The organism is Vibrio sp. J502 (assembly GCF_025397955.1).
In the GTDB taxonomy this organism is placed as follows: Bacteria; Pseudomonadota; Gammaproteobacteria; order Enterobacterales; family Vibrionaceae; genus Vibrio; species Vibrio anguillarum.
In genome coordinates, this window is the sequence record NZ_CP104554.1 from 3,345,640 (window position 1) to 3,366,281 (window position 20,642).

At 46.7% G+C, this 20,642-nt stretch carries 18 protein-coding genes, 12 pseudogenes and 1 riboswitch; of the genes and pseudogenes, 11 read left to right on the forward strand and 19 right to left on the reverse strand.

Annotation, left to right across the window (positions count from 1 at the left end; all coding sequences use genetic code 11):
• Window positions 1-13: 13 nt before the first annotated feature.
• Window positions 14-1,024, reverse strand: coding sequence for a class 1 fructose-bisphosphatase (gene fbp, locus N5E84_RS15725; protein ID WP_013855958.1), 1,011 nt, complete (start codon window positions 1,022-1,024; stop codon window positions 14-16).
• Window positions 1,025-1,296: 272 nt separating this feature from the next.
• Here fbp and mpl point away from each other — a divergent pair.
• The 7 genes and pseudogenes from mpl to thiQ all read left to right on the forward strand — a co-directional run bounded on the left by mpl (window position 1,297) and on the right by thiQ (window position 6,825).
• Window positions 1,297-2,653 (forward strand): annotated as a pseudogene (mpl, locus tag N5E84_RS15730) (UDP-N-acetylmuramate:L-alanyl-gamma-D-glutamyl-meso-diaminopimelate ligase).
• Between the two features lie 29 nt (window positions 2,654-2,682).
• Window positions 2,683-3,311: pseudogene (locus N5E84_RS15735) on the forward strand (flavin prenyltransferase UbiX).
• A 29-nt stretch (window positions 3,312-3,340) separates the two neighbouring features.
• A riboswitch (TPP riboswitch) is annotated at window positions 3,341-3,460 on the forward strand.
• A 154-nt stretch (window positions 3,461-3,614) separates the two neighbouring features.
• On the forward strand, window positions 3,615-3,899 hold the full coding sequence (locus N5E84_RS15740; protein WP_261676503.1) for a thiamine ABC transporter substrate-binding protein: 285 nt from the start codon (window positions 3,615-3,617) through the stop codon (window positions 3,897-3,899).
• Window positions 3,877-4,518: a thiamine ABC transporter substrate binding subunit gene (locus N5E84_RS15745; RefSeq protein ID WP_261676504.1), complete on the forward strand. Its 642-nt coding sequence runs from the start codon at window positions 3,877-3,879 to the stop codon at window positions 4,516-4,518. The genes N5E84_RS15740 and N5E84_RS15745 overlap by 23 nt, the downstream gene beginning before the upstream one ends.
• Window positions 4,519-4,567: 49 nt before the next feature.
• Window positions 4,568-5,315: pseudogene (locus N5E84_RS21460) on the forward strand (ABC transporter permease subunit); the annotation flags it as partial.
• A 93-nt stretch (window positions 5,316-5,408) separates the two neighbouring features.
• Window positions 5,409-6,126, forward strand: a pseudogene (locus tag N5E84_RS21465) (ABC transporter permease subunit); the annotation flags it as partial.
• A pseudogene (thiQ, locus tag N5E84_RS15755) lies at window positions 6,120-6,825 on the forward strand (thiamine ABC transporter ATP-binding protein). The pseudogenes N5E84_RS21465 and thiQ, both read left to right, overlap by 7 nt.
• Before the next feature lie 56 nt (window positions 6,826-6,881).
• Here thiQ and yjgA read toward each other — a convergent pair.
• Window positions 6,882-7,411, reverse strand: a pseudogene (gene yjgA / locus N5E84_RS15760) (ribosome biogenesis factor YjgA).
• Between the two features lie 109 nt (window positions 7,412-7,520).
• Here yjgA and pmbA point away from each other — a divergent pair.
• Window positions 7,521-8,872 (forward strand): annotated as a pseudogene (pmbA, locus tag N5E84_RS15765) (metalloprotease PmbA).
• Between the two features lie 89 nt (window positions 8,873-8,961).
• Here pmbA and N5E84_RS21470 read toward each other — a convergent pair.
• The 17 genes and pseudogenes from N5E84_RS21470 to N5E84_RS21500 form a co-directional block, all read right to left on the reverse strand.
• Window positions 8,962-9,279: a magnesium transporter gene (locus N5E84_RS21470; protein ID WP_410001422.1), complete on the reverse strand. Its 318-nt coding sequence runs from the start codon at window positions 9,277-9,279 to the stop codon at window positions 8,962-8,964.
• 50 nt (window positions 9,280-9,329) lie between these two features.
• Window positions 9,330-9,518 (reverse strand): hypothetical protein, encoded by a 189-nt coding sequence (locus tag N5E84_RS21475; protein WP_410001423.1) that lies wholly within the window; start codon window positions 9,516-9,518, stop codon window positions 9,330-9,332.
• Window positions 9,515-9,706 carry a hypothetical protein gene (locus N5E84_RS21480; protein WP_410001424.1) on the reverse strand — a complete coding sequence of 64 codons (192 nt, stop codon included), beginning with the start codon at window positions 9,704-9,706 and terminating at the stop codon, window positions 9,515-9,517. Before N5E84_RS21480 ends, N5E84_RS21475 begins: the two co-directional genes overlap by 4 nt.
• Window positions 9,707-10,019: 313 nt before the next feature.
• Window positions 10,020-10,280: a magnesium transporter MgtE N-terminal domain-containing protein gene (locus tag N5E84_RS21485; protein WP_410001425.1), complete on the reverse strand. Its 261-nt coding sequence runs from the start codon at window positions 10,278-10,280 to the stop codon at window positions 10,020-10,022.
• Between the two features lie 220 nt (window positions 10,281-10,500).
• Window positions 10,501-10,782 (reverse strand): annotated as a pseudogene (locus tag N5E84_RS15775) (HPr family phosphocarrier protein).
• Between the two features lie 10 nt (window positions 10,783-10,792).
• Entirely contained in the window at window positions 10,793-11,650 is an 858-nt protein-coding gene (gene rapZ, locus N5E84_RS15780; protein ID WP_019282522.1) for an RNase adapter RapZ, read from the reverse strand.
• Window positions 11,651-11,666: 16 nt separating this feature from the next.
• On the reverse strand, window positions 11,667-12,113 hold the full coding sequence (ptsN, locus tag N5E84_RS15785; protein ID WP_013855968.1) for a PTS IIA-like nitrogen regulatory protein PtsN: 447 nt from the start codon (window positions 12,111-12,113) through the stop codon (window positions 11,667-11,669).
• A 2-nt stretch (window positions 12,114-12,115) separates the two neighbouring features.
• On the reverse strand, window positions 12,116-12,403 hold the full coding sequence (hpf, locus tag N5E84_RS15790; RefSeq protein ID WP_013855969.1) for a ribosome hibernation promoting factor: 288 nt from the start codon (window positions 12,401-12,403) through the stop codon (window positions 12,116-12,118).
• A gap of 25 nt (window positions 12,404-12,428) precedes the next feature.
• Window positions 12,429-13,889 carry an RNA polymerase factor sigma-54 gene (locus N5E84_RS15795; RefSeq protein WP_069212112.1) on the reverse strand — a complete coding sequence of 487 codons (1,461 nt, stop codon included), beginning with the start codon at window positions 13,887-13,889 and terminating at the stop codon, window positions 12,429-12,431.
• A 51-nt stretch (window positions 13,890-13,940) separates the two neighbouring features.
• Entirely contained in the window at window positions 13,941-14,666 is a 726-nt protein-coding gene (gene lptB / locus N5E84_RS15800) for an LPS export ABC transporter ATP-binding protein (protein WP_013855971.1), read from the reverse strand.
• A 2-nt stretch (window positions 14,667-14,668) separates the two neighbouring features.
• Window positions 14,669-15,169: a lipopolysaccharide transport periplasmic protein LptA gene (gene lptA / locus N5E84_RS15805; RefSeq protein WP_017047032.1), complete on the reverse strand. Its 501-nt coding sequence runs from the start codon at window positions 15,167-15,169 to the stop codon at window positions 14,669-14,671.
• Entirely contained in the window at window positions 15,150-15,713 is a 564-nt protein-coding gene (gene lptC / locus N5E84_RS15810; RefSeq protein WP_019282521.1) for an LPS export ABC transporter periplasmic protein LptC, read from the reverse strand. The genes lptA and lptC overlap by 20 nt, the downstream gene beginning before the upstream one ends.
• Window positions 15,710-16,264, reverse strand: a complete 555-nt coding sequence (gene kdsC / locus N5E84_RS15815) for a 3-deoxy-manno-octulosonate-8-phosphatase KdsC (protein WP_202599046.1) — start codon at window positions 16,262-16,264, stop codon at window positions 15,710-15,712. Before kdsC ends, lptC begins: the two co-directional genes overlap by 4 nt.
• Window positions 16,264-17,238, reverse strand: coding sequence for an arabinose-5-phosphate isomerase KdsD (gene kdsD, locus N5E84_RS15820; RefSeq protein ID WP_019282520.1), 975 nt, complete (start codon window positions 17,236-17,238; stop codon window positions 16,264-16,266). Before kdsD ends, kdsC begins: the two co-directional genes overlap by 1 nt.
• Window positions 17,239-17,257: 19 nt before the next feature.
• Window positions 17,258-17,722: pseudogene (locus N5E84_RS21490) on the reverse strand (hypothetical protein).
• Window positions 17,643-17,873, reverse strand: coding sequence for a hypothetical protein (locus tag N5E84_RS21495; protein WP_410001414.1), 231 nt, complete (start codon window positions 17,871-17,873; stop codon window positions 17,643-17,645). Before N5E84_RS21495 ends, N5E84_RS21490 begins: the two are co-directional and overlap by 80 nt.
• The gene (locus N5E84_RS21500; protein WP_410001415.1) at window positions 17,855-18,100 is read right to left on the reverse strand and encodes a hypothetical protein; all 246 of its coding nucleotides are present in this window, start codon (window positions 18,098-18,100) and stop codon (window positions 17,855-17,857) included. Before N5E84_RS21500 ends, N5E84_RS21495 begins: the two co-directional genes overlap by 19 nt.
• A 449-nt stretch (window positions 18,101-18,549) precedes the next feature.
• Between N5E84_RS21500 and N5E84_RS15830 the strand changes: the two are divergent.
• The 3 pseudogenes from N5E84_RS15830 to mlaD all read left to right on the forward strand — a co-directional run bounded on the left by N5E84_RS15830 (window position 18,550) and on the right by mlaD (window position 20,550).
• Window positions 18,550-19,280, forward strand: a pseudogene (locus N5E84_RS15830) (ATP-binding cassette domain-containing protein).
• A gap of 7 nt (window positions 19,281-19,287) precedes the next feature.
• Window positions 19,288-20,061: pseudogene (gene mlaE / locus N5E84_RS15835) on the forward strand (lipid asymmetry maintenance ABC transporter permease subunit MlaE).
• Window positions 20,062-20,063: 2 nt separating this feature from the next.
• Window positions 20,064-20,550 (forward strand): annotated as a pseudogene (mlaD, locus tag N5E84_RS15840) (outer membrane lipid asymmetry maintenance protein MlaD).
• Window positions 20,551-20,642 lie beyond the last annotated feature (92 nt).

Sequence of the window (20,642 nt, forward strand, 5' to 3'; positions counted from 1 at the left end):
TCATTGAGCTGATTTAATCGCGATTGAGTTCCAAGAACTCTTCCAATTTATGGACCATATTTTTTGAACCGCAGAAGAATGGCACACGTTGATGCAGTTCTGTCGGCTTAATATCCAACACGCGATTGACACCGTCAGAAGCAATACCGCCTGCTTGTTCAATCAAAAACGCCATAGGATTGCATTCATACAATAGACGCAGTTTGCCGTTTGGATGGCTTTGCGTGCTTGGGTATAGATAGATGCCACCTTTGAGCAGATTACGGTGAAAATCCGCCACTAGTGAACCAATGTAACGTGACGTGTAAGGGCGATTATCTTCAGGCACATTCTCTTGGCAGTATTTAATGTATTTTTTGACGCCGGTTGGGAAGCGGATGTAGTTACCTTCATTGATGGAGTAAATTTTACCATCATCGAAGGTCATCATATTGGGGTGTGAAAGATAGAAAGTGCCGAGTGACGGATCATAAGTAAAGCCATTCACGCCGTTGCCAGTGGTATACACCAACATGGTTGAAGAGCCGTAAATAACATAACCAGCCGCAACCTGTTTATTACCGGGTTGTAAGAAGTCTTCTTGTGTTGGTGGCGTGCCGACTGGCGATACGCGGCGATAAATAGAAAAAATCGTGCCGACAGAGACATTGACATCGATGTTGGATGAGCCGTCCAGCGGGTCCATCAACACCACGTATTTTGCATTTTTGTTGAGCTCTTTGCTGAACGCAACCGCTTCATCTTCTTCTTCACTGGCGACACCACACACTTGATCGCGCGCTTCAAGCGCCGCTTTAAATTTTTCGTTGGCGTACACATCGAGTTTTTGTTGTTCTTCGCCTTGAATATTATCCGTACCAACTGCACCGGTAATATCAGCAAGGCCTGCTTTGTTGATTTCTCTATTAACAATTTTTGCCGCAAGACGAATAGAGGACAACAGAGATGAAAGATCACCGCTTGCGTGGGGGAAGTCATGTTGTTTCTCAACAATAAACTCGCCAAGAGTGCGAATCTCAGACATGTTATTTCCTTAACATAGCTATATAGGGGGGAGTGATTGTTTCACAACGCATCCTCTTGTTGGGATGTCGGCCGAAACGAGGCACCCATTTGATAACGTTTGGGTAACACTGCGATTTTAGGGCTTAGATCTTTTTAATGGTAATGAAGTAACAGATTGAGATCTCAATTTGTTTGTCGACTTTTTAGAAGTTGCAAACATGCTCGCTTTTCTTAAATGGATGGTGATAATGGAGACAATCACTCACAACGCCATGTGCGAGGCTAGGATTTATGCATATTCACATTCTTGGGATTTGCGGTACGTTTATGGGCGGTGTTGCCGTTTTAGCGCGGCAATTAGGTCATAAAGTTACCGGCAGCGACGCCAACGTTTACCCTCCGATGAGTACGTTATTGGAGTCTCAAGGGATCGAGATTATCGAAGGCTTTGACCCTGCCCAATTAGAGTCCAAGCCTGATTTGGTGGTGATTGGCAACGCCATGAGTCGCGGCAATCCGTGTGTTGAATATGTGCTGAACCACAACTTGCGTTACACTTCTGGCCCGCAATGGTTGCAAGAGTTCCTGTTGCATGACCGCTGGGTCCTTGCGGTGGCTGGTACACACGGTAAAACCACCACGTCGAGCATGTTGGCGTGGATCTTAGAAGATTGCGGTTACCAACCGGGCTTTTTGGTGGGAGGCGTACTTGGCAACTTTGGTATTTCTGCGCGTTTGGGCGAAAGCATGTTTTTTGTGGTTGAAGCCGATGAATATGACAGCGCTTTTTCGATAAGCGTTCTAAGTTTGTCCATTATCACCCACGCACTTTAGTGTTGAACAACTTAGAGTTTGATCATGCGGACATTTTTGACGATCTTGAAGCGATTAAGCGCCAATTTCATCATCTAGTGCGTACTGTTCCGGGCAATGGTCGTATTTTTGCTCCGCAAAAAGAGCGCGCATTAGCGGATGTTCTCGCACGTGGCTGCTGGAGCGAAACTGAGTTTACCGGTGAGCAAGCGCAGTGGAAAGCTGAAAAAATTACGCGTGATGGTTCGCAATTTGATGTGTTCTTTGACAATGAACGCGTGGGGCGCGTGACTTGGGATTTGGTTGGCGATCATAATGTCGATAACGCCTTAATGGCGATTGGCGCGGCGCGTCACGTGGGTGTCACTCCGGATTTAGCCTGTCAAGCTTTGGGCAAATTTATCAATACCAAACGTCGTTTAGAGCTCAAAGGCGAAGTGAACGGTATTACGTTGTATGACGATTTTGCTCATCATCCAACGGCCATTGAACTTACTTTGGGCGGTTTACGTAACAAGGTAGGCGATCAGAAAATTATCGCGGTTTTAGAGCCTCGTTCTGCTACGATGAAGTTGGGCGTACATAAGCAAACTTTAGCGGCGTCATTACAGCAAGCCGATTCAGTTTATCTCTATCAGCCGAACAATCTTGCTTGGTCGGTGCAGGATGTGGCTGACCATGCTCACAACCAGCGCAAGTGAATGATGATATTGATGCTTTCGTCGCGCAAATTGCGCAGGAAGCCCAGCCGGGCGATCACATTTTGGTGATGAGCAATGGTGGCTTTGAAGGTATTCATAACAAGCTCCTACTTGCATTAAATCAAGCCATGTAATGCCAGCGACACAAACGAAATAGAGAGTTATGACAACACAACAGAAAGCCATCACTTTAGCCTTTACTGGCGCTTCAGGTGCTCCTTACGGACTTCGTCTGTTGGAGTGTTTATTGGCTGCAGATTACCGAGTGTATCTTTTGATCTCTTCGGCCGCGCGCGTTGTGCTTGCAACCGAGCACGGTTTGAAGTTGCCCAGTGGGAGTGAGGCAGCCAAAGCAGCGTTGGTGGAACATTTACACTGCGATGCCTCACAGCTTGTCGTGTGCGGCAAAGAAGAGTGGTTTTCACCAGTGGCTTCGGGCTCTGCCGCGCCAAAACAGATGGTGGTGTGCCATGTTCGGCAGGCAGCGTTGCGGCGATTGCCCATGGCATGTCCGATAATTTGATCGAACGTGCTGCCGATGTCGTGATGAAAGAGCGTGGCCAATTGGTGTTAGTGGTGCGCGAAACTCCGTTTTCCACCTTACATTTAGAAAACATGTTCAAGTTGTCGCAAATGGGCGTCACCATTATGCCCGCTGCCCCCGGTTTTTATCATCAGCCGCAGTCAATTGAAGACTTGGTCGATTTTATGGTGGCGCGTATTTTGGACCATTTAGGCGTTGAACAAGGGCTTGTGCCACGTTGGGGATATGACTCACGCCCAACGGTGTAGCTTATTGCGTTAATTCCAATTACAATCCACCTCACTCAACGGGGAGCAAATCATTCATCTCAATGAATGCTGCTGAGATCAAGCGTGAGCTTGGGACCCGTAAACCTGAACCAGATAATGCTGGCGTAGGAATTGGGTTAGGATCTCAGAATAGGAATAATGGAATATTCTCATCCTCCTCAAGCCTGTGCCGCTCAACCAAGGAGAGCGACCAGTTGAACACCACTCTTAATACCATTGCACTTGCCACCATCACCTCTTTTTCAGCGCATGCCGCTGACAATATCCTTACCGTTTATACCTATGACTCGTTCGCATCAGAATGGGGGCCCGGGACCGGCGATTGAAAAAGCATTCGAAGCACAATGCGCTTGCGATCTTCAGTTTGTGGCACTCGATGATGGGGTATCGATCCTAAACCGTTTGCGTCTTGAAGGTAATAACAGTAAAGCAGACATCGTACTCGGTTTAGATAACAACTTAATGGCCGAGGCAAAACAGACTGGCTTATTGGCAAATCATAATGTCGAGACGGGCCAAGTCACGCTACCCGGTGGTTGGAGTGATGAAACATTTGTTTCCTTATGATTACGGCTATTTTGCCTTTGTTTACAATAAAGAGAAATTAGCAAACCCACCCCAAAGCTTAAAAGAGTTGGTAGAAAAGCGCGATGATCTTAAAGTGATTTATCAAGATCCACGCACTTCAACACCCGGTCAAGGTTTGCTGCTGTGGATGAAATCTGTCTATGGTGAGAAAGCCAATTTAGCATGGCAACAGCTCGCCAATAAGACGGTGACAGTCACCAAAGGTTGGTCAGAAGCCTATGCGATGTTTCTAAAAGGTGAGTCCGATCTGGTGCTCTCTTACACCACCTCTCCAGCCTATCATTTGATTGCGGAAAATGACGCAAGTACGCGGCTGCCGATTTGCCGAAGGACACTACATGCAAATGGAAGTCGCTGCGAAGTAAAACACAGTGATAACGGCAAATTGGCCGATGAGTTCATGCACTTTATTTTAAGTGATCAATTTCAGTCGGTGATGCCAACCGGAAACTGGATGTATCCTGTGACGTCTGTCGCGCTACCGAAAGGTTTTGAAACGCTGGCTGTGCCACCAAAGGCGCTTACCTTTAGCGCACAAGAGGTGTCTGAGATGCGTAAAGCGTGGATCCGTGAGTGGCAAACCGCCTTAACGTTTTAAGGTGCGATAAAGTTTGAATGCTATTCCTAAAATAGGCATTGGGGTCGCGATGCTTGTCGCGACCTTTGTCATCAGTGCTTTGGCGGCGTTGCTGTTACAAGCACCCAGCTTAAATGTGATGCACGTATGGCAAGACCCGTATTATCGCCATGTCACTCAATTTAGTTTTTACCAAGCCAGCTTGTCGATGCTGCTCAGTGTTGGTTTCGCGTTCCTGTTGCTCACGCACTTTACCGTCGTCGATTTTGGGGACGTGCGCTGCTGATCAAATTGTTTGCAACGACCTTAGTGCTTCCGGTGCTGGTGGGCGTATTTGGTTTTGTTGGCCATTTATGGTAATAGCGGTCTGCTCGCCTCGCTGCTCGCGTGGTTTGATAGCAAACTGCCGTTTTCCATTTACGGATTAAACGGTATTTTACTGGCGCATCTGTTTTTTAATCTCCCGTATGCCAGCCGTTTATTGCTGCAAGCGTTAGAGTCGATTCCGGCAGAACAACATAAGTTATGCGCGCATCTTGGCATGAGTCATTGGCACAAATTTCGTTGGGTTGAATGGCCGCGTTTGCGTCAGCAGCTTCCTCATGTCTGTGGTTTGGTGTTTCATGCTCTGTTTTACCAGTTTTGCCACTGTGATGGCACTTGCGGCGGGCCTAAATCAACCACGATTGAGCTGGCGATTTATCAGGCGATCAATTTGATTTTGATTTACAAGCTGGTGCGCTGCTTGCGCTGTGGCAGATGCTGTTTATGCGGGCTGCTGTCTCTATCCATTTCACGTCTAGCGAAGCCATTAGCCATCACCACAGGGCGTCAAGCGAGTGATTATGTGGTTAGTCGAGACAATCGAAAAGCACAATGCTGGGACGGCGCATGGAGTCTTCCTTGCGTTGCTGTTAGTACTTCCGCCGCTGGTGATGGTCATCTGAGTGGTTTAAATTCGCAGCTTTTTCACGTCTTGAGTGATGAGCAATTCTGGCGTGCGCTTTGGGCTTCACTACAAGTGGCGTTATTGGCAAGCGTGGTTGCTGTTTCGGCTGGGGTTGCCATACTCATCACGACTCGCGCTTTGCGCCTGCAGCAGCACAACCGTAAGGCGGACCAACTAGAGTTGATTGGCGCGATTATTTTGGTCACGCCAGGGCTTGTTATCAGCACCGGGGCTTTTTCTGTTGCTGCGTATCTGGACCGATGCATTTAGCCTAGCGTATTGGGTGGTTTTTTTCGTCAATGGCTTAATGCATTGCCGTATGTGTTGAAAACATTGGCGCAACCTATGCTGCATATCGCGCAGCAATATCAATGGTTATGTGCCAGCCTTGGCATTAAAGGGTGGCAGCGTTTGCAAGTGATTGAGCTGCGTGCGTTGCGTAAACCCTTAGCGCATGCCTTTGCGATCAGCTTTTGCTCTCAATGGGGGATTTAAGTGCGATTGCTCTATTTGGTAGCCAAGAGTTTAGAACCTTACCGCTTTACCTGTTCCAACTGCTGGGCAGTTACCAAATGCAGGCGGCGGCGGTGGTTTCTCTTACGCTGTTGCTACTCAGTGTGGGGTGTTTTGCCCTCATTGAGCGGTTATTTCATTCACATTCAAAGGTAAAGCAATGTTAGAACTCAAGGCCGTGCACTATGAGTATCAACAGAGTGGTTTGAATTTTCGCTTTCTGTACCGCGAGGGGGCGATTCTCTCTTTGATGGGGCCAAGCGGAGCGGGCAAGTCGACTTTACTGAGCTTAGTTGCGGGCTTTATTGCACCGAAAAGCGGCGATATCCAAGTACAAGGGCAATCCTTACTTGGGCAAGAGCCACACTTGCGTCCTTTTTCGATGCTGTTTCAAGAGCACAATCTTTTTGCCCATCTTCACTGTGCGTGAAAATATTAGCCTTGGGTTACATCCGGGGCTGAAATTAACCACTTCGCAAAAGGCGTTAGTTGAGTGCGCCGCGCAGCAAGTGGGTTTGGCAGCGCTACTTGATCGCTTGCCTGAGCAGCTCTCAGGGGGGCAGCGTCAACGAGTTGCTCTGGCGCGCTGTTTTGTACAACCACATCCTATCTGGCTGCTGGATGAGCCCTTTTCCGCCTTGGATCCGCTACTCAGAGAAGAGATGCTGCTTTTGGTTAAGCAGTTAGCCGCAGAAAGAGCGATCACTGTTGTGATGGTGACGCACCATATTAGTGATGCCAAAGCGATTGCGAGCCATTTGCGTTTATGGCTCAAGGACATGTGTTAGTGAGTGATCGCATTGAGGCACTTTCCGCGCAACACGCAGACGCGCAGCTCAGTGATTTTTGTGCGTGCAGGGGAATAAAAAAAAACCTCACACGTTTAGGTGAGGTTTTTGCGTCTAATCAGCACTATGACAGGTTAAACTGACTTATCGTTATGCTCTCTGAGCACTTGGAAAATCTCTCGTGATGCTCTTGGTGGTTTGCTGTTGGCTTTCTCTTTATTTGCTTGACGCGCTAATTGGCGCAGACGTTGACGATCCATCTCTGGATAGAGTGCCATCGCATCTTCAATCGCGCTGTCACCTTTCTCCACAATACGATCACGCATCTGTTCGAGTTTGTGCAGCATAGCGGTATTTTGTGAGTGCTTGTTACGCAGTTTATCCAATGCCGCTTGAATCGGTTCGGCATCGATGGTACGCATCATTTTACCAATGTATTGCAGTTGGCGGCGTCTGGCTTCCATGCTAAAACGTTGAGCATCTTTGATGGCATCCATCAAGTCTTCAGGACATCGGAATTTTTGCTAACTGAGGACGGCTTCAGAGCAACCAGCTCTTCACCCAGTTTTTGTAGCTCAGTCATGTCGTTTTTCATTTCGGTTTTGCTAACCCAAATGATCTCCTCTTCTTCTTCCCAAGGAGCTTTTTGATTCTTACGCGCCATTTTCTTCATCTATTGAGTTATGTATGTCAGCTATTTTAGCAAGAATCGTGGGGAGAAAGCGGAAATTCTTGTTATCCTAATGACATTGTTTGCTAATAATTGATGAGATATGGACGTAAAACAACAAGTTGCTCAGCAGCGCATCGAACTTGAAGCGGCGGTTGCTAAGGCATTAGAGATGGCTGCGCTCAGTTCTGATGCTGCCGAAGTGGCGATCACCAAAAGTACCGCCTGAGTGTTTCGACGCGAATGTGTGAAGTTGAAAACGTAGAATTTAACAGTGATGGGGCGTTAGGCATCACCGTGTATCGTGGGCAGCGTAAAGGCAGTGCGTCGACGTCAGATCTCAGTGAAAAAGCAATTGCGCAGACGGTCGCTGCAGCGCTTGATATTGCGCTTTACACTTCTGAAGATCCTTATGCAGGCCCTGCACCTAAAGAGTTAATGGTGCGAAATATTCCTGATTTAGATCTCTTCCATCCGGATGAACCTAACCCGGACATGGCCGCTAAAATTGCCATTGCTGCAGAAGAGAAAGCGTTAGCTTACAGCAACAAGATCAAACAAAGTGATGGCGCAAGTTATGACAGCCATTACGGTGTGAAAGTGTATGTGAATAGCCATGGTTTGCTCGCGAGTTATGCCTCTAGCCGTCATAGCATTAGCTGCTGCGTGATCGGTGAGGGGTAAAAATGGTGAGATGGAGCGTGATTATAGCTATACCGTTGCACGTCACCGCGACGATTTATGGTCGCCAAGCTGGTCGGGGCACAAGCTGCAGAAAAAACCATCAGCCGTTTAGATGCAAAAAAATTGAAGACGGGGCAAAGTTCCGGTGATGTTTGGCCGCGGATGTAGCGACAGGTTTGATTGGTCATTTGGTGATGGCGATCAGTGGTGGCAGCTTGTATCGTAAAATCTTCCTTTTTACTTGATAAGTTAGGCGAGAAAATTTTACCCGATTGGTTCAATATTGCCGAAAAAACCCCATGTATTGCGTGCGTTGGCATCAAGCCCATTTGATAGTCGAAGGGGTGTTTACGCAAGACCGCCAAATCATTACCGATGGCGTGCTCTCGACTTATCTTCTGAGCAGCTATGGCCGCTCGTAAAATGAAGATGACTCCAACTGGTCACGCGGGTGGCATCCATAACTGGTATGTTCAATCCACAGGGCAAAATTTTGAGCAGATGCTCAATAGCGTTGGGTACAGGCTTGTTAGTCACTGAAAGTGATGGGCCAAGGTGTTAATGCAGTGACAGGTAATTATTCGCGTGGCGCCGCTGGTTTCTGGGTTGAAAACGGGTGTGATTCAATACCCTGTATCTGAGATTACTATCGCGGGCAATTTGAAAGATATGTTCCAGCAATGGTTGCGGTAGGGGAGTGATGTCGAAACGACGCTCGCAAATCCAAACTGGGTCTATTTTACTTGATCGATGAAAATTGCGGGCGAATAATCGCTTAATCTGAATATAAAAAAAGCTTGGTATAACAACCAAGCTTTTTTTTATGGGTGGTTTGGGGTATGTATCACTATAGGGTTACATCAAAATATGGCTACATCAAAATGGTCGCCAAGCCGAGAAAGACAGAAAGCCCAACCACATCGGTGACGGGTTGTTAACGCCATTCCGCCAGCAAGAGCCGGGTCGATTTTCATTTTTTCAGTAAAATTGGGGATGGTGACGCCGGCGATCCCTGCAATGAGTAGGTTGGCCATCATTGCTGCGAAAATGATGCCGCCAAGCATCCAATTGCCTTTCATGCCACCACAATGCCACCAATGATGGTGGCCCACATGTATGCCATTAAAAAACCGATTGCCGCTTCTTTGAATAGCAATTCGCGTTGTGGTTACTGTCACCGATATGTCCCCAATGCTAAACCACGAATGACCAAGGGCCACGGTTTGGGTTACCTGCGACACCACCCATTGAGGGGAACAATGGTCATTAGCACGGCAATGGCAGCCATTTGATCCAGTGTCGCTTCAACCATGTTGGAAACAGAGGCGGCGGCTAGGGCGGCCAAAACATTTGCCCCAAGCCAGATGGTCCGTTTACGAGCGGATTTGACTACCGGAGCAAAGGGTATCTTCGTCATCGTTCATACCAGCCATACTCATCATTGAGGTGTTCGGCATCTTCACGAATGATGTCAACGACGTCATCAATGGTGATCCGACGCGACCAAGTGTTGGTTTTCATCCACCACAGGCGCGGACACCCATTGCGACGTTCAAACAGGCTGGCAAACATCGGAGTCGCTGGTGGTGACCAAAATCGCCTCATCGGCATCATCCATGACTTCACTTACTGGAATATCCGGTTGCGTGGTCAGCAAGGTGGGTGAGTGAGAGATGCCAATCAGCTTACTTCATCGTCAATCACGTAAAGTTGCATCGGTTGCTTCGGGCAGATCGCCTGCGCATGCGGTAAATAGCGTAAAACCACGTCAATATCAACATCACCACGAATGGTGATCACGTCGTATTCATGATCCCGCCGGCTGTTTCCTCTGAATAGGAGAGTGCGGTTTCAACGCGCTGGGCGATCAGCGCTGTCCATCTGCGAAAGCACTTCGCGTGACACGTCATCTGGCAAGCTACGCAGTACATAAGGCCACGTCATCGGTGTCCAGGCCTTCGGTCGCTTCTGCAAGTTTTTCGGGTGCCATTTTGGAAACTAGGGCATCTTTGACGTCTTCGTTGAGCTCATCAAGGATTTCACCGTAGTCTTCTGGGGGTCGGTGGAGTTGGCCATAACACCTCCCGGCTTTTAGCGTGGAGAGGGCTTCTAAGAGGTGAGCAATATCTTCTGGCTCCATGTCCTGCAATTGGCGACGGACATGGGACAAAACGACCATTTTCTAAAGCTCGCTGACTTCTTGGAGGGTTAGGTGAGCTTGATCAAATTCAATTTGCTCGGCCATGGTTTCCCCCTACTTAGGATTCTTACAATGTGTTGAATAGTAACTTAATTCTAGGGCCTTATTTAATAAGTTCTTATTAAGCACTGAATTTATTTGTGACTATCAGGGGGCGCGCATGCGCTGTCTGTGGGAGAGTGGAGTGTAAGCCTTGTGCTTACTCGTCTTCATCGAAGTTATGTTCAATCAGCGAACTTACCGCTTTGCATAGCAGGCTCTGCTTGTGAGCCTTCAACATTGATGGTGTGATGTATTGACCTTGTGCGGATTCGAGCATCAATAAACCCATCACACTGTCTGCAGTGGCTTCTTTTCCTTCTTCACTTTGAATGGTGACCACCGCATCAAAAGATTGCGACAGTTCAACCAGCTTAACGGCTGCACGAGCATGAAGGCCCAAGCGATTTTGGATTAAAACCGTTTTACTTAATAGTGGCATACCATCGCTCCTATTGCTGTTTTTCTAATGATGTATGGCGTATCTGTACTTGGTGACCCAATTGAGCAAAGTACTCGCCAAGCTGTTGAGTCAGGTAAACGGAGCGGTGCTTACCACCGGTGCAACCAATCGCAATTGTGAGATAACTGCGGTTGTTTTTTTCGAGCATCGGCAGCCAGTATTCAACAAACTTTTGAATTTGTTGTTTAAGTTCAATTACTTCACTATGGCGTTCAAGAAACGACTTAATTGGCGCATCCAGGCCAGTTAATGGGCGAAGATCGGGTTCCCAATGTGGGTTGGGTAAAAAACGCACATCAAACACGTAGTCTGCATCGTTGGGTAGTCCATATTTGAAGCCAAAAGACTGAAACACCATCACCAGATCTTTGCGCTCACGTCCTTCAATTCGCATGCGTACGGTTTCGCTCAACTCATGCAACGATTGATTACTGCTATCGAGCACTAAATCGGCTTGCTCTTTGAGCGGTGCAAGCAGCGACTTTTCCAATTCAATCGCTTGCGCAAGTGAAGGTTTATCGGCGTTTAATGAGAGAGGATGGATACGACGCGTTTCGCTGTAGCGCTTGAGTAGTGTCTCTTTACTGGCATCGAGAAACAGCACACTAACGTCGTTATTCTGTTTTAGCTGCTCTAAAACATCCGCAACCAAACTAGGCTCTTGGGGCAAGTTACGGATATCAATACTCACCGCGACATTTTGTTTACTGCCTTGGACTGATTGAATAAACGCATCCAACAAGTTGACGGGAAGGTTATCGACACAATAGTAGCCGAGATCCTCCAGTACTCGTAAAGCAACGCTTTTCCCTGCGCCTGATTGACCACTCACAACGATTAAACGCATAGTTTCGGCTCGGTGGTTATTGGTTAGTCATGATGTCGTACAGCTCTTGATCGCTTTGTGCACTTCGAAGCTGTTTTAAAACTTGTTTGTCATTGAGGCGCTCGGCCATACAAGCGAGCGTTTTTAAATGCTCTTTGCACTGCTCTTCAGGAACGAGCAACGCAAACAGTAGATCGACAGGTCGATTATCAATAGCATCAAACTCAATCGGTTCTTCACACTGCAGCAAAACGGCAATGGCACGATCACTGTTGGTCATTCTTGCATGAGGAATGGCGATGCCATTACCAATACCAGTACTGCCCATTTTTTCTCGGCTGAGCATACATTCAAACAGCTCGGTGGAATTTTGACCTGAATACTCAGCAGCGATTTCGCTAATGATTTCTAGGGCTCTTTTTTTACTGGTGCATTGGACCGCACTTTTCGTGCAGTCCAATGAGAGTACTTCGCTTAATTGCATGATTAATGACTACTTAGCTTTTCTTTATGCTTGTTGAGTTGTCTTACGAGTTTATCCACTAAACTGTCAATGGCAGCATACATATTTTCATTGTCGGCCACGGCGTGGATATCACCTTGATTTATGTGGAGCGTAGCTTCAGCGATCTGTTGTACTTTTTCAACACGTAAAACAACCTGTACGTTATTGATATGGTCAAAAAATCGCTCAAGTTTTTGAAACTTCGAGTTTACATAGTCTTGCATTGAATCGGTCAGATCAATGTGATGGGCATTAATATTGATTTGCATAGACTTTCCTTCTCTGTTTTGTGCCTTACAGTAGGCGTTTGCGCTGACTCGATGGAGCAATGCCCAACGATTCACGGTATTTAGCTATCGTCCGTCTAGCTACCTGAATCCCTTGGTCAGCCAGTAGATCTGCAATTTTACTGTCACTTAATGGTTTGGCTGTATTTTCAGCGGCCACCAGTTTTTTAATCAGTGCTCGTATTGCAGTCGATGAACACTCTCCCCCGCTGTCGGTACTGACATGGCTGGAGAAGAAGTATTTCAATTCGAAAATACCACGCGGAGTATGCATGTACTTCTGCGTTGTCACCCTTGATATGGTGGATTCATGCATTTCTACCGCTAAAGCAACGTCATTGAGTACCATTGGCTTCATCGCCTCTTCACCATACTCAAAGAAATCACGTTGATGTTCAACAATACACTTGGCAACTTTGAGCAGTGTCTCGTTTCTACTTTCTAAACTCTTAATAAGCCATTTTGCTTCTTGCAAATTGCTGCGAATGTAGTTGCTATCGGCACTGTTACCTTTGCCTAATGCTGCATATTGTTGATTTATCTTAAGTTTTGGTACGCTATCTGGGTTTATTGTGACCACCCATTTGCCGTGATCTTTGTAAACAGACACGTCAGGCACAACGTATTCGGCGTGCTCGGTTGAAATGTTATTTCCCGGTCTTGGGTCAAGTTGTTGAATGAGCTGCAATACCTCTCGCAGATCTTCTTCTTTTAACTTGGTTTCTTTGATGATCAACTTGTAGTCACGGTTGCCGAGCAGATCAATGTGTTGGATCAGCAGCTGTTTAGCTTCTTCTAACCAAGGGGTACTGGCAGGGTAGGTCGCTAATTGTAAAAGCAGGCAGTCTTGAAGGTTGACTGAAGCCACACCGAGGGGATCAAACTGCTGAACACGTTTACGAACGGCTTCAATTTCATCAAGCTCAATATTTTCATCGGCAAAGCTTTCTAAAATATCATCCAAAGAAACGGTGAGATAACCGTAGTCATCGATGGCGTCAATCAAGGCAAGAGCAATGCTGCGGTCGGTGTCGCTAAACGGTGTGAGATCTAATTGCCACAGTAGATAATCTTGCAGGGTTTGCGTTGTTTCACCTTGGTACACGGGCATGTCATCATCAAGGGCGATCCCTGTGCTGCCTGTGTTCGCGCTGTAGACATCATCCCATGTGGTGTCGATCTCAAGCTCGCTGCTGATTTCGGATTTTTCAATTAAGTCAGAGCTGTCTTGTGGCTCAATATCTAACACCTCAGCACTGGTTTCTTTCTCCTCATTGATGCTATGAACATCGGCGGTGGCATTCTCTTCATAGGCCTCTTCAACATCCAATAATGGATTAGACTCTAGAGCCTCTTGGATCTCTTGCTGGAGTTCCAATGTGGAGAGTTGCAACAAACGAATGGCTTGTTGTAACTGCGGTGTCATCGCTAATTGTTGGCCGAGCTTCAGTTGTAATGAGGGTTTCATTCAGTGCCAGTTACCTTATTATTTTTAGAATTGATGTCACTCTCTACTTAATCATAGACGGAATTGTTCACCGAGATAAACTTGTTTTACCTCTTCATTATTGAGCACGTCATGTGGTGTACCTTCTGCGATCAAACGACCCTGGCTTACAATATAGGCTTTTTCACAGACGTCCAATGTTTCTCGAACGTTGTGGTCTGTGATTAAAACGCCTAAGCCACGATCTCGCAGGTGTTGGATGATCTTTTTAATGTCGATAACGGAAATGGGGTCGACCCCTGCAAAGGGTTCATCAAGCAAAATAAATTGTGGGTTTGCGGCAAGAGCGCGGGCAATTTCAACTCGGCGACGTTCACCACCCGATAGCGCCATCCCCGCACTATGGCGGATATGTTGAATGTGAAATTCTTCTAGTAGATCTTCGAGTTTATCTTGGCGCTCTTCACGGGTCATCGATTCACGGGTTTCAAGTACCGCCATGATGTTATCTTCGACCGATAATTTTCGAAAAATAGACGCTTCTTGAGGTAAGTAGCCGATCCCTAAGCGTGAGCGACTGTGCATAGGTAAAATGCTGATGTCGTGATCATCAATGCTGATCTTACCTTCATCACGAGCGACAAGGCCGACGATCATGTAAAACGATGTGGTTTTTCCTGCGCCGTTAGGGCCGAGTAATCCAACAATCTGCCCCGATTCTACTTGCAAGCTGACGTCAGAGACGACTTTGCGCTTTTTATAGCTTTTCGCTAAATGTTCTGCTTTAAGTATGGCCATAATTATTCTTGTGTCGTAGTGGCTTGCGGCTGAAGCACGGTCGATACTCGCTCGTTAGAGTTACCATCAGCCATCAGTTTCTGTGACGAAATTTTGTAACGAATTTTCGTACCACGGATGATGCTATCGTCTTGTGACAACATGGCTTGATCGATCATCGTCAACTGATCTTCGGCCAATTTGTAATAGAGCTCTTTCGCCTCACCATACAAGGTTTTGCCATCGTCGGTTAATTGCGAAAAAGTGGCGAGGTTGCCATATCCTTCAATTTCTTGAATGGAGCCATCTTTCGCATCACGGGTTACAATCACTTTGTCGGCGTTGATATTGATACTGCCTTGTTTGAGATTGACATTACCAAGGAGTGTCATTTGGTTGCTTTTCATGTCGAGCAGTTGGCTGTCTGCATTCAGATAAATCTGCTGAGCACTGTCGGTAGACAACGCGGATACGTGACCAGAAATCGCTAAACAAGCAATAAGACTAAGGTGTGAGAGTTTCATATCTACCTTGTACATGGTTATAAAGAATAGCGGTATTGTCGGCAAAGTTGCCTTTCATCGCTTGTCCTTGTGTTTCGAATTGTGGCCCAACCAAATCGACCTGATTATCGGCCCAAAAATCGCGATTATTGAGTTGAATGCTCATCTTAATGGTTGAAAGCGTATCAAAACTAGAATCTGCTAATAGGTTTTTTGCCAGTACGTCGTCATACAGTGTGAGTACTTGCTCTTCATCGAGTACGCCGCGTTTAGCGGTAATCTCCCACTCTTGCAAAATACCATCACGGAAGACTTTGAGTATCGGGTACTCGAAAATGGTGTCGCCACTTTTTGCGTAATGATCCAGATGCGTCGATTGAATGATGTAGCTGCGGATACCTTGCTCGTTATAGGTGGTGTTGTCGAGATTTTTTCCACTAAACGACGGTAACTCCAAGTTCGGAGCAACTTGTATATCGGTACTTTGTTCTTTATCGAACAAGTAATAGGCTGACCACGATGCGATAAAAATCAGTATCACATAGAGGACACGAGATAAACTCATACACTTAAGCCTTTGTGCACATCTAACTCACCGCGAGCTTGCAAAATCAAATCACACACTTCGCGTACAGCGCCATGCCCACCTTTTATATGGGTCACGTAGTTTGCGCGTTTAACTAATAGCGGGTGACCATCCGCGACACAGACTTTCAGCGCGACTTTTTCCATTACCGGCCAATCAATCAAGTCATCACCGATATACCCTGTGTGTTCTGGGGCAATATTGAGCTGGCGACAAATATCGTTATAGGCTTTGACCTTGTCATCCTGACCTTGATAAACCAGTGTAATGCCTAATACGGCCATACGGTTTTCGACAATTTTTGACTGCCTACCTGTGATGATCGCCACTTCAATGCCAGCATTCATCAATGATTTTATGCCGTAGCCATCTCGAGTGTGGAAGGTTTTTAGCTCTTCGCCTTGATTGCCCATATAAACTAAGCCATCAGAGAAGACGCCATCCACATCGCAGATCAGAAGTTTTATCTGCTTAGCTATATCGAGAATAGGCGGTGAGACCGGGCCGTAGAGTGTATCAATCATGGTCATCACATCACTCCTGCTTTGAGCAAATCGTGCATGTTTAATGCACCGACCAATGTGCCATTTTCGCACAGCATCAAGCCATTGATTCGTTTATCTTGCATTAGGTTTAACCCTTCGACCGCGAGCATGTTAGGGCTTGCTACCGTTGGGTTTTGCGTCATCACCTCGCTGATTGCCGCGCTGTGAATATCGATTCGTTTGTCTAAGATGCGGCGTAAATCGCCATCAGTAAAGATGCCAATAAGCTGCATGTTGCTGTCTACTACCGCGGTCATCCCCAAGCCTTTTTGACTGATCTCAAGTAAGGCATCGCGGATCAATGCATTTGGTTGCACTGTTGGTAGTGCATCGCCAATGTGCATGATATCAGAGAGCTTGAGCAACAATTTTCGACCTAAAGCCCCACCGGGATGAGACAGCGCAAAATCTTCAGCGGTAAAACCGCGTGCTTGCAAGAGTGCGACGGCTAACGCATCGCCCATCACTAGCGTTGCGGTGGTGCTGGAGGTTGGCGCAAGACCAAGCGGGCATGCTTCTTGTGGGACAGTGATTTGCAAATGAAGATCGGCCAACTTTGCCATATTCGATGACGGGTTGCCTGTCATGCTAATGATGCGAATATTGAGCCGTTTTAGCACAGTAAACAGTGATAAAATTTCCGAGGATTCGCCAGAGTTTGAAATAGCAATTACGATGTCGCCACGCTCGATCATACCAAGGTCACCGTGCGCCGCTTCTCCTGGGTGTACGAAAAATGCCGAAGTGCCAGTACTGGCTAAGGTCGCGGCAATTTTCTTACCGATATGGCCTGATTTACCCATACCCATCACCACCACTTTGCCGTGTTCATTGGCAATGATCATTTCACACGCTTGGCAAAATGAATCGTCAAAGTATTGCTCTAGCTGTTGTAAAGCCGCCATTTCGGTGGCGAGAACTTGCTGTGCAACACTGCGATAATCAAACTGATTCGACATTCGATACTCCGAGTTTGGGTTAAGCGGTCATATTCATAAGTAGATAAGCTTGGTATCCGATAAAAGCGAGGAAGAGCACGCCTCCCTCAATGCGGTTAATACTACGCGATTTCCCTAAAGCCATGGCAACCAGTAGCAGAGATACGCCAAGCATCACCCAAAAATCGCGTCCCATCGCATGCTCACTGAGTATCGATGGATTAAGAATGCCGGGTAAGCCCATCACGGCAAGAATATTGAATTAGAATACGTTCGAGCCAATAATGTTGCCCACAGCCATATCATCTTCGCCTTTCAACACACTTGTGAGTGAGGCGGCCAATTCTGGCAAGCTGGTTCCAACAGCGATGATCGTCAGGCCAATGAAGTCGCTCATGCCAAAAAACTTAGCGATTATGACGGCGTTATCGACTAACACGCTGGCAGCAATCGGCAGAATGATAAGCCCAATTACTACCCAAATAGCCGCTTTTGCGTTGCTCACGCCTTGCGGTATTTTCAGATTCCTGCTCGGCAAGTAGCGCGTCACCATTTTTTTGTTCGTTACGGCTAATGCGTAGCATCGCGATGATAAACACGGCGAAAAGTGCAAACAGCAACACACCTTCATAGAATCCTAAGTGGTTATCCCACAATAACGCACCGCAAGTAATGTGACCGCAATCATCAGCGGCAGTTCACGGCGGAGCACCGCAGAACTAACTGACAGCGGTTTGATGAGTGCCGTAATACCCAAGATCAAAGCAATATTAGCGATGTTAGAACCGAGTACGTTACGACGGCAGTATCGGTTTTCCATCCAAAGCGGCCGTTGCCGATACATCATCTCTGGTGCTGACGATCCCATTGCTAAAATAGTCATGCGATCACTAATGGCGAGATGCCGAAGTTGCGAGCAAGCGCGCAGAACCAAAGACTAACTTGTCAGCGCTCCAGACTAAAACACCAACCTACAATGAGAAAACGCTACCGCTTCGATCATGATGATACCTAATTAATGAAATGAGTGAAAAATGATGCAATTAACCGCTAATTTTGACGTGTTGGTTGCGAAAAGGGAAGCTGAAGATCAATTAATTACGTTCAATTCATGGTTTAGTTAGCTATCCATCAATAAATGACCGGAAGATTGTTTTGGCGAAAGATGATGCTTTACTTTAGGATGTAATTGAACAGTGCTTTTAATTTTAGAACGTTATGCTTATGATTGCCCATCATTTTGGGGCGGAACAACAATAGTGAAACACTCATGATGCCAATCAACGATCTTGTCACAATCAAGATTTAACCTTCTCCCGTTCAGGACGGAAGATTTTCGATGACGTGAGTCTCAGCGTTCCGCAAGGAAAAATTACCGCCATTATGGGGCCATCGGGTATTGGTAAAACCACTTTGCTACGTCTTATTGGCGGACAACTGTTTCCTGAACAAGGTGAGATTTGGTTCGACAAACAAAACATCCCGATGCTCAGTCGCAAAAAGCTGTATCAAGCTCGTAAAAAAAATGAGCATGTTGTTTCAGTCGGGCGCGTTATTTACCGATTTAAATGTGTTCGATAATGTGGCTTTCCCTTTACGTGAACACACTCAATTAGATGAATCGTGATTAAGACATTAGTTTTACTAAAATTAGAAGCGGTTGGTCTGCGCGGTGCCGCCTTGCTCATGCCGAGCGAATTATCCGGTGCATGGCAAGAAGGGCTGCATTAGCGCGCGCGATTGCGCTGGATCCGGAACTGATCATGTATGATGAGCCGTTTGTGGGCAAGACCCGATCACCATGGGCGTGCTGGTGGAATTGATCCGCAATTTGAATCAAGCTTTAGGGTGACCTCGATAGTGGTCTTCATGATGTTCCTGAGTGATGAGCATTGCCGATTGGGTTTATTTGCTGGCTGACGGCAAAGTGATTGCCAAGGAACGCCAAACGATCTTTACCAAAATAGCGATCCTCGCGTACAACAATTTTTACAAGGCGAGGCTGATGGCCTGTACCATTTCGCTTTCCAGCGCAAAGCCTAGAAAAGGATCTATTCTCATGATGTTACATTGACTGACTGGATTGAAGGGCTCGGTCGCCGTACGCTCGAATTTTGCCAAGCCTTTGGCAAAGCGAGCTTGATGCTGTTTGGCGCATTAGTGAGCCGCCCACGGCCTATTCAGAATTTTCCATTGTTAGTGAAGCAGCTCTACAGTGTTGGTGTTCAGTCGCTGGCGATTATTGTCGTTTCTGGCTTGTTCATTGGCATGGTGTTGAGCCTGCAAGGCTATGTGATTTTGGTCGATTACGGCGCGGAAGGTAGCTTGGGCAGATGGTCGCGCTCTCTTTATTGCGTGAACTTGGCCCGTGGTGACTGCGCTGCTGTTTGCTGGGCGTGCTGGTTCTGCACTTACCGCTGAGATCGGCCTGATGAAAGCCACCGAGCAGCTTCCAGTTTAGAGATGATGGCGGTTGATCCGCTCAAACGTATTATCGCTCCTCGCTTTTGGGCTGGGCTAATATCAATGCCGTTGCTAGCGATGATTTTTATGGCGGTCGGCATTTGGGGAGGCCAGCTTGTTGGCGTGGATTGGAAAAGGGATTGATCACGGCAGTTTTTGGTCTGCGATGCAGTCATCGGTAGGCTAGGCAAGATATTGGCAACAGTATGACAAGTGCGTGATGTTTGCCATCACAGTGACTTGGATTGCACTGTTTAACGGTTACGATGCTATTCCAACCTCGGAAGGTATTAGCCGTGCCACCACAAGAACCGTAGTGCATTCGTCTTTTAGCTGTATTAGGGTAGACTTTGTACTCACCGCATGATGTTTGGGAATTAATCATGCAGCAAACACGAAAAATAGAACTTTGGGTCGGTAGCTTTGTCCTTGCTGGAATTTGCGCAATTCTGGTGATGATTTTTCAGGTCGCTGACGTTAAAAGGGTTGGGTTCCAACCATACTTACCAATTGAAAGCTGAATTTGACAATATCGGTAGTTTTAAAAGTGCGCTCGCCAGTCAAAGTGGGTGGTGTAGTCGTTGGGCGAGTGGCCGAGATTAAACTCGATAGAAAGAGCTTGCTTCCGGTGGTCACTATGGCTATTAACAGTCAATATGATCAATTTCCAGAAACGTCGAGTGTGCAAATTCTAACTTCTGGATTGATCGGCGAGCAGTACATTGGGCTTGTGCCCGGTTTTGTCTTTGAAGATGAACAGATGTTAAAAGAGGGCGACTTAATTGAAGACACAAAATCCGCCTCGTATTAGAAGATTTGATTGGTCAAGTGCTGTATAGCGTCGGTTGGTGGCTCACAAAAAAAAGGTAAGGAGTAACACACAGTGTTTATAACAACAGAGTTTATAAAAACAGTGTTTAAACGGACGTTGATTTTTGTATTTACCCTCTTTGCCTCCATGT

Excerpts from the sequence above, each read along its gene's own strand:
- kdsD (WP_019282520.1), bottom strand. The coding sequence starts at position 17,238 with ATGTCGAATCAGTTTGATTATCGCAGTGTTGCACAGCAAGTTCTCGCC.
- N5E84_RS15795 (WP_069212112.1), bottom strand. The coding sequence starts at position 13,889 with ATGAAACCCTCATTACAACTGAAGCTCGGCCAACAATTAGCGATGACA.
- lptA (WP_017047032.1), bottom strand. The coding sequence starts at position 15,169 with ATGAAACTCTCACACCTTAGTCTTATTGCTTGTTTAGCGATTTCTGGT.
- N5E84_RS15740 (WP_261676503.1), top strand. The coding sequence starts at position 3,615 with ATGACTCGTTCGCATCAGAATGGGGGCCCGGGACCGGCGATTGAAAAA.
- fbp (WP_013855958.1), bottom strand. The coding sequence starts at position 1,024 with ATGTCTGAGATTCGCACTCTTGGCGAGTTTATTGTTGAGAAACAACAT.
- lptB (WP_013855971.1), bottom strand. The coding sequence starts at position 14,666 with ATGGCCATACTTAAAGCAGAACATTTAGCGAAAAGCTATAAAAAGCGC.
- ptsN (WP_013855968.1), bottom strand. The coding sequence starts at position 12,113 with ATGCAATTAAGCGAAGTACTCTCATTGGACTGCACGAAAAGTGCGGTC.
- rapZ (WP_019282522.1), bottom strand. The coding sequence starts at position 11,650 with ATGCGTTTAATCGTTGTGAGTGGTCAATCAGGCGCAGGGAAAAGCGTT.
- N5E84_RS21475 (WP_410001423.1), bottom strand. The coding sequence starts at position 9,518 with ATGACGAAGATACCCTTTGCTCCGGTAGTCAAATCCGCTCGTAAACGG.
- N5E84_RS21485 (WP_410001425.1), bottom strand. The coding sequence starts at position 10,280 with ATGGTCGTTTTGTCCCATGTCCGTCGCCAATTGCAGGACATGGAGCCA.
- kdsC (WP_202599046.1), bottom strand. The coding sequence starts at position 16,264 with ATGACCATGATTGATACACTCTACGGCCCGGTCTCACCGCCTATTCTC.
- lptC (WP_019282521.1), bottom strand. The coding sequence starts at position 15,713 with ATGAGTTTATCTCGTGTCCTCTATGTGATACTGATTTTTATCGCATCG.
- N5E84_RS15745 (WP_261676504.1), top strand. The coding sequence starts at position 3,877 with ATGAAACATTTGTTTCCTTATGATTACGGCTATTTTGCCTTTGTTTAC.
- N5E84_RS21480 (WP_410001424.1), bottom strand. The coding sequence starts at position 9,706 with ATGAGGCGATTTTGGTCACCACCAGCGACTCCGATGTTTGCCAGCCTG.
- N5E84_RS21500 (WP_410001415.1), bottom strand. The coding sequence starts at position 18,100 with ATGACTATTTTAGCAATGGGATCGTCAGCACCAGAGATGATGTATCGG.
- hpf (WP_013855969.1), bottom strand. The coding sequence starts at position 12,403 with ATGCAAATCAATATTAATGCCCATCACATTGATCTGACCGATTCAATG.